10 protein-coding genes are annotated in these 12859 nt (G+C 69.8%); 8 read left to right on the forward strand and 2 right to left on the reverse strand.

Annotated elements, in window-relative coordinates; genetic code table 11:
• The 7 genes from VD972_RS40960 to VD972_RS40990 all read left to right on the forward strand — a co-directional run.
• On the forward strand, window positions 1-480 hold a 480-nt coding region (locus tag VD972_RS40960; protein ID WP_324994712.1), incomplete at its 5' end, for a tetratricopeptide repeat protein.
• A complete protein-coding gene (locus VD972_RS40965) occupies window positions 477-1361 on the forward strand; it encodes a sigma-70 family RNA polymerase sigma factor (protein ID WP_324994714.1) in 885 nt (294 codons plus the stop codon). The genes VD972_RS40960 and VD972_RS40965, both read left to right, overlap by 4 nt.
• 185 nt (window positions 1362-1546) lie before the next feature.
• A complete protein-coding gene (locus VD972_RS40970; protein ID WP_324994716.1) occupies window positions 1547-2443 on the forward strand; it encodes a Ku protein in 897 nt (298 codons plus the stop codon).
• A 73-nt stretch (window positions 2444-2516) separates the two neighbouring features.
• Entirely contained in the window at window positions 2517-3299 is a 783-nt protein-coding gene (locus VD972_RS40975) for an FAM151A/B family protein (RefSeq protein ID WP_324994718.1), read from the forward strand.
• 132 nt (window positions 3300-3431) lie between these two features.
• The gene (locus tag VD972_RS40980) at window positions 3432-3629 is read left to right on the forward strand and encodes a hypothetical protein (protein ID WP_324994720.1); all 198 of its coding nucleotides are present in this window, start codon (window positions 3432-3434) and stop codon (window positions 3627-3629) included.
• A gap of 197 nt (window positions 3630-3826) precedes the next feature.
• Window positions 3827-6601, forward strand: coding sequence for a VWA domain-containing protein (locus VD972_RS40985; RefSeq protein ID WP_324994722.1), 2775 nt, complete (start codon window positions 3827-3829; stop codon window positions 6599-6601).
• A 91-nt stretch (window positions 6602-6692) separates the two neighbouring features.
• Window positions 6693-7460 (forward strand): hypothetical protein, encoded by a 768-nt coding sequence (locus VD972_RS40990; RefSeq protein WP_324994724.1) that lies wholly within the window; start codon window positions 6693-6695, stop codon window positions 7458-7460.
• A 12-nt stretch (window positions 7461-7472) separates the two neighbouring features.
• Here VD972_RS40990 and VD972_RS40995 read toward each other — a convergent pair whose 3' ends face one another.
• Window positions 7473-9551: an MASE1 domain-containing protein gene (locus VD972_RS40995; protein WP_324994726.1), complete on the reverse strand. Its 2079-nt coding sequence runs from the start codon at window positions 9549-9551 to the stop codon at window positions 7473-7475.
• A 131-nt stretch (window positions 9552-9682) separates the two neighbouring features.
• A complete protein-coding gene (locus tag VD972_RS41000) occupies window positions 9683-10933 on the reverse strand; it encodes a phospholipase D-like domain-containing protein (RefSeq protein WP_324994729.1) in 1251 nt (416 codons plus the stop codon).
• A gap of 275 nt (window positions 10934-11208) precedes the next feature.
• Between VD972_RS41000 and VD972_RS41005 the strand changes: the two genes are divergently transcribed.
• The gene (locus VD972_RS41005) at window positions 11209-12810 is read left to right on the forward strand and encodes a M23 family metallopeptidase (protein ID WP_324994730.1); all 1602 of its coding nucleotides are present in this window, start codon (window positions 11209-11211) and stop codon (window positions 12808-12810) included.
• Window positions 12811-12859 lie beyond the last annotated feature (49 nt).

Genomic DNA, 12859 nt, shown 5'->3' on the forward strand with positions numbered 1-12859 from the left:
ATGCGCGCCCTGCAGCTCTGGGAGAAGGCGGGGGGGCCGGATGGCTCCTCGATCACCCATGCGCTGCGCCCGCTGGGGCGGCTCGAGCTGGCCACCGGGGCGCCGCGCAAGGCGCTGGAGCACTGCCAGCGGGCCCTGGCCCTGGATGAGCGGGTGCAGGGCGTGGAGGCTCCGGATGTCGCGCTGGATCTGGCCTGTCTCGCGGAGGGACACCTGGCCCTGGGCACCCCCGAGCAGGCTGCACCGCTGCTCGAGCGGGCCCGGCGGCTCCACGCGAGCGCACCGAGGGATCCGCTCGATGAGGCGTGGGCCGCCTTCCTGCTGGCCCGGGCGCTCGGCGAGCAGCGGGCGTCCCTGGATCCCGCGCGCGCGGCCGCGCTGGCCGAGGAGGCGCGGGGGAGCATGGAGGCGCTGGGGTTGCGAGCGCGTGTGGAGCTCCGGCAGGTGATGGCCTGGCAGCGACGGGGTGAGGCACCATGAGCAAGGCCCGAGAACCCGGCGCACTCTCGGCGCTGCTGCGGGCCCACGTGCCGCAGGGGCGAAGCGCCGCGCTGGAGCAGGTGGAGGGGCTCGAGGAGCTCCTGCACGAGCTCTACGCGGCGGGACAGGCGCAGTGGCCCTCCGTTCCGCTTGGGCTGGAGCGCTTCGTGCGGCACCTGGCCCGCCACCTGCCCGAGGGCTCCGGAGACGTGCTGCGCACGCTGCACACCGCGGATCTGTATCTGGCCTGTGCCTGTGCCGAAGGGGAGCCCCTGGCCCTCCAGGCCTTCGAGCAGCACATCCTCCAGAGAGTGCCTCACCGCCTCGGTCAGCTCCCGGAGTCCACCGTGGATGACGTGCTGCAGGAGCTCCGCCAGCGGCTCTTGGTGGGCCGCGGGGAGACGCCGCCGCGCATCGCCGACTACTCGGCTCGTGGGTCCCTCCTGGCGTGGGTGCGCATCATCGCCGCGCGCATCGTCGGCGAGCTGGCGAGCCAGCAGGGCCGCCAGGTGCTCTTCGATGAGCCTCCCGAGGTGCTCGCGAGGATGCTGTCCTCGAATGATCCGGAGCGCGAGCTGCTGCGGGAGGACTCGCGGCAGCTGCTGGCCGAGGCGCTCCGGAAGGCGCTGGTCGTGTTGCCCGAGCGGGACCGCGCCCTGCTGCGCCTGCACCACCTGCACGGCCTCACCATGGACCGGCTCTCGGCGATGTACGGTGAGTCCCGCTCGGGCGTGGCCCGCCGGGTCGCCCAGGCCCGAGAGCGGCTGCTGGAGCTCACGCGCGCGGAGCTCTCCTCGCGGCTGAACCTCGCGGGGCCGGAGGTGGAGAGCCTGCTCGGCCTGGTGCAGAGCCGCTTGGACTTCAGCCTCCGCGGGCTGTGAGGGGCCAGCCACCGGAACCGGGGTTCAGTGCGATCCGCTGATCAGGGTCGTTTGCCCGGCGATCGGCATGGCAACGGCGAGGTTTGCCGCGACGCTGGATCGGATCGAGCTTTCTGACGTCGACCCATCGCTTCCAGAGCCGATTTTTCGGCCTCCGGCGCGATCTTCGGAAGAGGAGACGGCGAATGGCACGCCCCATGTGGAAGGGCTCGGTCAACTTTGGCCTCGTGAACGTCCCCATACGGATGTACCGCGCGGTCTCCCCGAGGGACGTGCGCTTCCACCAGCTCCACGCCAAGGACAAGGCGCGGATCCGCGAGAAGCGCATCTGCGAGGCCGAGGGCACCGAGGTGCCGTACGAGGAGATCATCAAGGGCTACGAGATCAGCAAGGGCACCTACGTCACCATCACGCCCGAGGAGCTCAAGGCGCTCGCCCCCAAGGGCACGTACGCCATCGACATCGAGGACTTTGTCCCCACGGACGACGTCCACCCGCTCTTCTACGACTCGCACTACCACCTGGTGCCGGAGACGAACGCCGCCCGCGCGTACGCGCTGCTGAGCCAGGCGCTGGAGAGCTCCGGGCGCATCGGGGTGGGGCGCGTGGTGCTGCGCACGCGGCAGTACACGTGCGCCGTGCGGCCCAACGGGCCGGGGCTGATGCTCTCCACGATGAACAGCGTGGACGAGGTGACTCCCCTGGAGCAGATCGACGGGATGCCCTCTCACATGCCCAAGGTGAACGCGCGCGAGCTGGCCACGGCCGAGCAGCTCATCGAGTCGCTCAGTGCCCCGTTCGATCCCGACAAGTACCGGGACGTCTACCGCGAGCAGCTGGAGGAGGTGCTCCGGCAGAAGGCCGGCGGTGTGGAGATCCGCCCCTCGCCGACCGCCGAGCCCGAGTACACCGCTCCGGCCAACCTGATGGAGGCGCTGAAGAAGAGCCTCGCGGCCGCCAAGCGCACTCGCGATCGGGAGGAGGAGGCCACCCAGCCTCAGCGCGCGACACGGGCGACGGGCACGCGCCGGGTCCGCACCCAGGCCGCGGCACGCACGGCCCGGCGCAAAAAGAAGGCCTGAGCCCCCGGCACGCAACTCATTCTCTCAATGGCCGATAATGTGAGGTGTACCCCCACCTCCAGGTGTCTCGGCCATGATCGATCGCGTCTCTTCCCGTAGCTCGACCGCTCGCACGGCCCAGGCCCAGGGTCCCGACACCACCTGGCACCGAGGGCAGCCGCTCTCGGAGGCGCGCAACGCCCACCGGACCAACACGAAGGAGCAGTTCCAGGACGCCCTCAAGAGCAATGCGAACTGGTTCGAGGGCGACATTCGGCTGGAGATCGACGGCTCCGGCATCGAGATGCGCCACGACAAGCAGCACGAGAGCGGCGACAACCTGACGCTGAACGAGTGGCTGACGATGGGGAAGGCCTCTGGCCGCGGGCTCAAGCTCGACGTCAAGGAGCCGGAGCACATGGCGGCGATCCTCCAGGAGATCAAGAAGGTGGGGATCCCCGAGGAGCGGCTGATGCTCAACCTCGGATTTGACGCCATGAACCAGTGGGGCGCGGAGATCCGCCGGCAGTTCCCCAACGCCACGCTCGCGATCAACCCCCCCACGGACGGCAAGGTGGGCGCCGCCGAGGCGCGCAAGATGGTGGAGCAGGCGAAGAAGTTCGGGGATCCGGTGAACTTCGTGGTGCGCTACGACAAGCTGAGCGACGAGGCGATCCGCGAGTTCCAGAAGCACCCGGGCGCGTCCATCTCCGTCTGGGGCAGTGGCGTGAACGATGTGGGGGCCACCACCGAGCAGCTCAAGCGCCGCGGTGTGAACGGGATGATCGATCTGGCCGGTGGGCACGGGAAGGGCCCGGATGACTACCTCAAGGATGGGTTCAACTGGGTGAGGACCGGCCTGGACAAGTGGCTCTGAATCGGAGCTCGAATCGGAGCTCCCTGTAGGCGCCTGGCCGCGGAGCAGGCAGGATGACCCGGGTCTGCTGTCACAGGCCCGCCCTGCGCTCTCCTTCTTGATGACCCCCAACGTCGTCGAAGGAGACAAGCCATGAGCATCAAGAACCAGGACAAGCACATCGAGCGTCGTGAAGGTACCTCCGCCGGGAGCTCGTTGATGATTTCGAGCGGACAGTCCCTGATCGAGCTCGAGCCCGAGCAGCTGCGGGCTGTCGTGGGCGGCGCGAAGAACCCCAAGATCGAAGTCACCGTGAAGCCCGACGGCACGATCGTGATCAAGGTGAACTAGCGAACTCGGGGCCCGCGGCAGGTGACTGTGCCCGGCCTGCCGCGGGTTCCCGTTCTAACAAGAATGGATGTGGAAGCGGTGTTGACTGTCCGGCCGCTCTGGGTCCCTGACGCGCATGGTGCGCCGAGCGTGGGTGCCGGGCACGAGCATGAGGATGATCTCGCGGCGCCGTAGTAGAGTGCCTGCCACTCACCTTCATGAGCTTCTCCCTCCCGCAGGTGCTGGTGCTGCTCGTGCCCCTCGGGCTCTTCCTCTGGAAGCTCGGGGCGCGGCCGGGCCCACCCATGCCCTTGCGATGGGGGCTGCTGGTCATCGCCGTGGCGGCGCTGGCCGGGCCCGAGCTGGTGCTGCGCCACGCCGGCAGCGATGTGGTGGTGGTGGTGGATCGCTCGCGCTCCATGCCGCTGGACTCCGATCGGATCGCGCTGGAGCTGGTGAACCTGCTGGAGGCGCAGCGCCGACCCGGGGACAGGCTGGGCGTCATCTCCTTCGGGCGTGAGGCACGCGTGGAGCAGCCGCTGAGCGCGGCAGGCTCCTTCGGTGGCTTCTCCCGGCCGGTGGACGCGGAGGCCTCGGATCTCTCGGCGGCGCTGGATGCGGCGGCCGGGCTCATTCCTCCGGAGCGCACGGGCCGCGTGCTCGTGGTGTCGGACGGACGGGCCACGGGAGCGGATGCGCGGGGCGCGGCGCGGCGGCTGGCGGCTCGGGGCATAGCCGTGGACTTCCGCCAGGTGGCTCGCGAGGAGGTGCCGCTGGATCTGGCTGTCGTCTCGGTGGACGTGCCCTCGGCCGTGGCGGCGCGCGAGCCCTTCCAGTTCTCCGCGGTGGTGTTCGCCTCGGGCGCCGTCACGGGCACGGTGCGCCTGGAGCGCAGTGGCCAGCTCCTGGTGAAGGGGCCCTACGAGTTCCGCCCCGGCCCCAACGTGCTGCCCTTCCGGGACCTGGTGGAGAAGGAGGGGCTGGCCAGCTACCGCCTCACGGTGGAGGCTCCCGGGGACGGCGTGGTGGAGAACGACGAGGGGCGCGCGGTGCTCCGGGTGGAGGGCCCGCCGAGGGTGCTGCTCCTCACCCGCCAGCAGAAGGGAACGCTGGCGCAGGCGCTGGAGGCCGCGGGGATGCGGCTGGAGGTGCGCGAGCCCTTCCCCCTCTCACTGGACACGCTGGATGGGGTGGCCGCGGTGGTGCTGGAGAACGTGGACGCCAATGCCTTGGGTGAGCCCGGGCTGAACGCGCTGGCCTCCTACGTGGAGCAGGCGGGCGGCGGGTTGGTGATGACGGGCGGGCGGGACAGCTTCGGCCAGGGGGGCTTCCGGCGCTCGCCGCTGGAGCCGGTGCTGCCGGTGTCCCTGGAGCTGCGCGAGGAGCAGCGGCGCACGGCGCTGGCCATGAGCGTGCTCATGGACTGCAGCTGCTCCATGGGCGTCACCGTGCCGGATGGGCGCACGAAGATGGAGGTGGCCGCCGAGGGCGTGGTGGGCGCGCTCACGCTCCTCAACGAGCACGACGAGGCCTCCGTCCACATGGTGGACACCCAGAGCCACGAGATCTTCCCTCTGAGCCCGGTGAGCGAGGGGCTCCCGCTGAACAAGGTGGCGCGCGGCTTCAGCGGGGGCGGCGGCATCTTCGTGGGCGAGGCGCTGCGCACGGGGAAGAAGGAGATCCTCCAGAGCGACAAGGCCACGCGGCACGTGCTGCTCTTCTCGGACGCGGCGGACTCCGAGGAGCCGGACGACTACAAGACGACGATCTCGGCGCTGCGCAAGGAGAACGTGACGGTGTCCGTCATCGGGCTCGGCACGCTGAAGGACTCGGACGCGAAGCTGCTGCAGGAGGTGGCCGCGCTGGGTGGCGGGCGCATCTACTTCGCCCAGGACGCGATGAGCCTGCCGCGCATCTTCAGCCAGGAGACCATCACGGTGGCGCGCTCGGCCTTCGTGGACGTGCCCACCTCCATGGAGGCGGCGCCGGATCTTCAGCTGCTCGGGAAGGTGCCCTCCCTGGGGCTGCCGCAGGCGGGTGGCTACAACCTCACCTACCTCAAGCCGCGCGGGAACGTGGCGCTGCGGACGCTGGACGAGAACGCCGCGCCGCTGCTGGCCCTGTGGCCGCGAGGGGCAGGGCGCTCGGTGGCCTTCACGGCCGAGGTGGACGGGGAGTTCACCGGCGAGCTGCGCCAGTGGAGCGGCCTGCGGGCGGCGCTGGAGAGCATGGTGCGCTGGTCCATGGCGGGCGGCGGCAAGCCCGAGGGCCAGGCCGTGGCGCGGTCGGAGCGGCAAGGCAACCTGCTGCGCGTGACGCTGGATCTGGCGCCCGGGGAGCCGATGCCCACGGCGCTGCCCACGCTGGTGGTGCTCCCGGGCGATGGGAGCTCCGCGCCGGTGGAGCTGCCCATGCGCTGGGAGGATGAGGATCGGCTCGCGGCGGAGTACACGCTGCCGGGGCGCGGCACGTGGCACCCGGTGGTGAAGCTGGGCTCGAGGGCTCTGCGTGCGCCGCCTGTCGCGCTGCCGTACGCGCCGGAGTTCGAGCCGGGCAGCCCGAAGGAGGGAATGGAGATCCTGCGCGCGGTGGCGGCGGTCGGCGGCGGGGTGGAGCGGCTGTCCATGGCGGGCCTGTTCGCGGACGCCCCGGTGTCGGAGGGGCGCGTGGCGCTCGCGCCGTGGCTGGTGGGGTTCGCCGTGCTGGTGCTGCTGGCGGAGGTGGTGGTGCGCCGCTTCTTCTCCACGCCCCGGCTGCGGAAGCCCGCTCCAGCGACAGCGCCGCGGTCAGGGGAGGCTCCCGCGGTGGCAGGGGCGGGGGCTCCGGCCATGGCGGGCACTGCGGCCCCTATAAAGGAGGGCCCTCGGGAAGCTCCGGCTGAGCAGCCAGGCTCCGAGGCCGGCGAGAAGCCTCCACCGGAGAAGCCGGCGGGCACTGTGGACTCGGCACTGGAGGCCGCGCGCACCCGCTCGCGCAAGCGCCTGGGCCGGTGAGGCCCCATGTGAGTGTCCTACAGGTGTGACTTGGGAGCAGGCCCGGGAGCTCGGGTGGAATAGGCTGCAGGCTTCCTCCGTCTCTGGGGACATGATGAACCGCTTCCTCGGCTTTGCTTCGCTCGGTCTGGCAGTCATCGCACTCGCAGTGGCCCTCTCGGGCCCCCGGGAAGCGGAAGTCCCCACCCCTCGAGAGGAGCGGCCGTCCACCACCGCTCCTCAGGACGTGCAGGCGCTCGAGAAGCGGGTGAGGGCCCTGGAGGACACGCTGGTGAGCCTGTCCAGCCGGGTGATGGCCATCGAGCGGCGGCCCGTGGCCTCAGGGGGGAGCGGCGGCGCGGTGGGCAGCGAGGCCCCGGTGGCGCTGGCCCAGGAGCTGGAGCAGCTCAAGACGGAGGTGCGGAGCCTGGTGGCGGGCGAGGCGCTGTACTCCGAGGGAGGCCGCGACTACCTCAAGGCTGCGGTGCGCTCCGTCCAGGACGAGATGCGGACCGAGCAGCAAGATGCGCGGCAACAGCGGTGGATCCAGGCGCAGACCCAGCCGCAGCCCGGGCGCCCCGAGCGCCTGCGCAAGTTCGTCTCCGAGGCGGGCCTGAACTACAGCCAGGAGCAGGAGCTCCAGCGCCGGATGCAGGAAGAGGACACGCGCCGTCAGGCCCTGCTCAGTGAGCTGAGCGCGGGGAGCAAGAACCAGCGGGACGTCCAGCGGGAGCTGCGCGCGGTGCAGAGGCAGACGGACGAGGCGATGAAGAAGGTCCTCAGCGAGCCGCAGCAGGCGCAGTACGAAGCGCTGCGGCGTGAGGAGCGGCGCCCAACGCGCCCGGGTCGGGAACGGCCGGACGGGCAGCCCGCGCCCTGAGCGAGTCCCAGCTCAGGACGGGGGAGGGTGCCCCGTCGCCGCCTCGGCTTCGGGCTGCTGCCGCGCCGGGAGCTGCAGCACGAAGGTGGATCCCTCCCCCGGGTGGCTCTCGACGTGGATCGTCCCGCCGTGGGACTCGGCGATCTGCCGGGCGAGAAACAACCCCAGGCCCAGCCCTCCGTACCTGCGGGAGGACACCACCCGCTCGAAGCGCTCGAAGATGCGCTCCAGGGCCTCCGGGGCGATGCCGATCCCGTGGTCCGTTACCGCGATGCGTATCCACGGGCCCAGGCCCGTGACGCCGATCTCAATGGGGTGCCCAGCTCCGAACTTGAGCGAGTTCGCCAGCAGGTTCGCGAGCACCTGCTCGACACGGCCTCGATCCCACCAGGCGGTGAGGCCCGCCTCGGCCTCCACTCGCAGCGGGGTGCCGGCTCGTGCGGCCTCCTCGGTGAAGGACTCCACCACCTGCTCCACCAGCTCGTGCACGTCCACCTGCTCCCAGTGGAGCTCCAGCCGTCCGGTGGTGATGCGCCCCACGTCCAGCAGGCGCTCGACGAGCTGGCTGAGGCGGCCCAGCTGGCGTGACGTCGCGTGGACCTTCTCTCGCGCACACGCGGAGGCCTGCTCCCGCTGGAGCAACCCCTCCAGGCTCCTCATGCGCAGCGCGAGCGCCGACAGTGGCGTGCGCAGCTCGTGGGCGGCAATGGCGATGAACTCGTTGCGCGCCTCGATGGCCTCTCGTGCCTCCGTATAGAGGCGCGCATTCTCCAGGGCCATGCCGAAGCGGTGGGCCAGATCCTCGGCCAGCGAGAGCTCCGCCCGCTCCTCGAAGCGGGCGCGCGCATCGCGCATGAACACGAGAGCCCCCGCGACGTTCCCGCGGACACGCAGTGGCGCCAGCACCACCGTGCCTTCCGCGCTGCTCCAGTACCGGGAGGCAGCCGGCAGCGGCGGCACAGTGCCGCGCACGCGCGCCTCCCGAGCCGCGCTCCACCCGGCCTGGGCCACCCGCTCCAGCAGCCCGTTCTCGCCCTCCAGCCACACCGCGAACCCGGAGCACGCCCGCGGCACGACGAGGCACGCCACGCGCGGAAACGTCTCGCGGACATCCAGCGAGGTGGCGAGCACCGTCCCGGCCTCGACCAGGAGCTGCTGGAGCTGCTCCGTCCGCCGCCGCTCGGAGACCACCGCCGCCAATGTCAGTGCCATGAGGCCGAGGAGGGCCAGGAACACCTGAAGGGTGAGGACCTTCTGGGGCAGCGGAGCGGCCAGGTTGCCGAAGGGCCCGCGCCCGAGGGTGGTGTGCCAGAGCGCGAAGAAGGCAACCACCGCCGAGCTGCTCGCCGCGCCGACGGGCCCCAGCCGCAGCGCTCCCCACAGGACGAAGACGAAGCTGACGTAGGCCAGCGAGGCCCAGACTCCGGTGGGAGCGGGGTGTCCGAAGATGAAGTGCACACCCAGCGCCGTCACGGCCAGCGTCGCCCCGAGCTCCCCGAGGAAGCGCAGTCGCTGCCGCCGAAGCAGCGAGGGAGGCCACGTCAGCAGCAGCGGTGCCACCAGGAGCGTGCCCAGCCCATCGCTCAGCCACCAGCTCCCGAAGTAGGCCACGAAGGAGAAGGGTCCGATCCAGAAGAGGAGGCCGAGCATCCCCAGCAAGGCGCTGGCCACGGGGCTCACCAGGCCTCCGAAGAGGAACAGCCCGGCCACCTCCCAGCTGCGGGAGAGTCGGATGGAGGTACCCACGAAGCGTCGCATCAGCCAGGCGCCGGAGAGGGCCCGCAGGCAGTTGCCCAGGCTCCACAGGAGGGCGGTGCCCCAGGGGGTGCCGGCCCCATGAGAGAGCACGGAGGCGAACTCGCCCAGAGAGATGGCGGCCAGCAGGACAGGCCATTCTCGCGGTGGGGATTTCAGCAGGAAGGCAAGCGAGAGGCCGCCCGGAAGCCAGAGCACGGCGTTGGGGGCGGGAGGAAAGACGAACACATTCGCGATCTGGCCGAGCGCAAAGAACATCCCCCCCAGCACGAGCGCCCTGAACCCGAGCGAGTGCCAGAGCGAGTTTTCACGGCGGTGCTCCACGGAGAGTCCCATCAGTCCCTCGCGGAAGGCTAAGCCTCCGATCCGGAAGCCGCCCCCCTGGAAGACTTCAAGCAGGGACGGACGATCGCCTCCTTGCCTGGAAACGGGCTGAGCCGAGAGGGACAGGTGCGCGAGCGAGGGGGCTACGGCTCGCTGGAGATGGCGGGCGGCGTATAGGTTGCTCGCGGATCCACCTCGGCCGCGTAGGGGCTGCTCCAGGTGTCCGAGAAGAAGCGCTCCAGCTGGCGGGCAAAGGCCGCGCCCTCGACGATGAGGCCCACGTTGCGCGTCCGGAAGAAGTAGTCGGCCTCCCAGTTGCTCGTGCCCAGCCAGGAGGCCTCACCGTCCACCACCAGGTACTTGGCGTGCACCACGCGCGCGAAGGGGATGAAGCCGCCGGACCAGCGCGGAATGGTGACGAGCTTCACGGTGAGGCCCGGCGGGGCGTGGAGCGCCTGCAGCCCCTCGATGGTGCCTGGGCGCTTGCTCCAGTCCGCCACCATCAGCTCGACTCTGACCCCGCGCGCGGCGGCCCGCTTCAGCGCGTCCTCCAGCTCGCGGAACTCACTCCCATCCCGGCTCTTGGCCCGGTGGTTGAGGAGCTGCACTCGCACGGAGCGCTTCGCCCCGTCTATGAGCTCCACCAGCCGAGGCAGATCCCACATGGCCGGCTCTGGCAGGTGGCCCCGGGGGCTGAAGGCGGGCGTCACCTGCACTGTCTCTCCATCGAAGCGCGCGGGGAAAGGGCCGGGCCCCACCGTCCCAGCAGGCCCCGGAGAGGGAGCGGCAGGTGGGGAGCCGGCCGCCAGCGCCCAGTCGTACTCGAAGACGGCGCCGAGGGCCCGTACCACCTCGGGCACGCGCACGCGCAGGCCCAGCTCCTGGATGTGCTCGAGCGCGCGCCAGTCGAAGTTCTGGCTGCCGAGGAACGCCTCGCGCCCGTCCACAATGAAGTACTTGGCGTGCTGGACGCCACCCAGGGACTGGGCCGTGTCCAGGCGGCGCACCTCGATGCGGCGGGCCGCCAGCCGCTCCTGTGTCTCCGGGTACTGCTTGAAGAACTTCTCCTCGGCGAGCAGCCGCACGCGCACGCCCCGATCCGCGGCGGCCTCGATGGCCTGGATGACGGGCTCCAGGCGGCTGTTCGGCGCATTGCTCACGTAGAACTGCTCGATCTCCAGGGTGCGAGTGGCCGCGCCGATCATCTCCGGCCACACACGCCAGGCATCTGGGATGTCCGCGTGGTCCAGGGAGGTCTCCACCGGGCTGCTCTCCACCAGCACCAGCTCGGGCTCGGCGGAGGCGGCAGTGGACGCAGTGGAGAGGGGGCGCGGTGCGGGAGTGGCGCACGCCAGCCAGAGGCACGAGACGAGCAGCAGGACACGCAGGGGCATGACGGCAATGTTCTCCCAGGTCTTCAACACGCTCGGCCAGTTAGGCCCGGCCCGGAATTTTCCGGCTTTTCAGGTTGACGGCTTATGTATGAATTTCTTATTAAGCTAGAATCCGAGAAAAGCGGAGCAATCCCAACAGCTCTCAACCCAGTCGAGGCAATGCGATGGCAAGGGTCTCCCCAACTGCTGACGTGGTGAAGCGCGTGCTCCCCGTCGTGACAGCTCTGCTGCTGACATGGGGGGGCACGGCGAGTGCCTTGCCTCAGCCGTTCCTGATGCCATTCCCTGCCGGCGAGACCTGGTACATCTGCCAGGGCTACCGGGGCGTGTCGCACGGCAGCGGCTACTCGCTCGATTTGTCGACCTACGTGGCCCGCTCCGGCACGCAGGGGTGCGACCCCACGTATGCCAGCGCTGCGAGCGGGAGGACCGTCACGTCTCCCGGCAGCGGCGTCGTCCGGTACGTCGGAGCAGACTACCTGTGCATCGACCTCGACCAGGGCGGCAGCACTGAGCTCGGCCACATGACGCGCTCGGTCGGAACTGGCGCCCGCGTCTCGGCCGGCCAGACCATCGGGACGGTCAACGCCCCGAACAGCACGAACGGTGGCTACGCGCACATCCACATCGAGGTGCACTCACAGCATGGATGTGCCTCGGACGTCCCCTTCGACGACGCCTATGGTGCGCGCTTCGACTGCGGGCCGGATCTGCCTGCGGGGCAGGATCACACCGGCAAGTCGCTCAAGCGCTGCGTCGCCGGGGACAACTCGGCTGGCGGGGACAAGCTGAAGCTGAACACGGACGGCTACGCCGACATCTTCCGGTACGATCCGGTGAATGGTCGCGTCATCGTCACGAACATGACCAGCCTGACGGGGGTGTCGAACAAGTACGACTCAGGCAATGGCGCGTGGGCTACCCACTGGCAGAACCACTTCGCGGATCTCGACGGTGACGGGGACAAGGACGTCTTCCGCTACAGCGGCTACGGCCGTGTCGTCGTGACGCGGTTCAACTCCTCGGTGTCAGGACTCATCTCGCCGAGCGCGTATGACGGCTCTGGCTGGGGGGGCTCGAATCGGAAGTTCGCCTTCGGCAAGATAGAGGGAAAGGCCTACGAGAACGTCGTGAGCTACGACCCGGCGTCTGGCGATCTCGACTACTACCGGTTCACCAACACCACCGCGTCGACGTGGAGCTTCTCTTCCATGAGCTGGTCGGTGGGGGCCGGGTGGAACATCTACACCGCCGACATGAACGGCGACGGTGACGACGAGGTCGTCCGGTACCAGCCGAGCACGGGCCGGCTCGTCATCGAGAACGAGTGGACCCGGACCGAGGTCTTCGACAGCGCCGACATCGGGACGAGCTGGGGCCTCAACCGCGTGCTGAGCTTCGGGAACCTCAACGGGACGGGGGCCGAGGAGCTGATCAGCTACAACCCCAGCAGCGGGGACTTCGCCCTCTACACATTCAACCCGTCAACGACGCCCTGGGGCTGGGACGACAAGCATCGCGCCAACCTGGGAGCAGGCTGGACGCTGATGACAGGCGATCTGAACGGTGGAGCAGACGAGCTCTTCCGGTATCAACCCTCGACGGGGCGGGTGATCGTCGAGCAGTTCTCTGCCGACCTCATGTCCCGGTATGAGCGCTACGACAGCAGCGGCATCACGTCCTGGGGAGCGAACCGCGAGAACAGCCTGGGGGATCTGAACGGCGACGGGATCGACGAGGTCTTCCGGTATGAGCCGGGGGTGGGCCACGTGTCGATCACGAAGTTCACCAACACCACGAGCGCGACGTGGGGAATCGGGAACACCTACTTCGATCAGCCGGGCTGGGGCGCGTACTGGGACATCTTTGTGCACTGAGGGCCGCGACTGCAAAGTACGTATCAGCACGCTGTCCGTAAAGGCGCGG

The sequence above is a fragment of the Hyalangium sp. genome, from assembly GCF_035629615.1.
GTDB lineage: Bacteria > Myxococcota > Myxococcia > Myxococcales > Myxococcaceae > Hyalangium.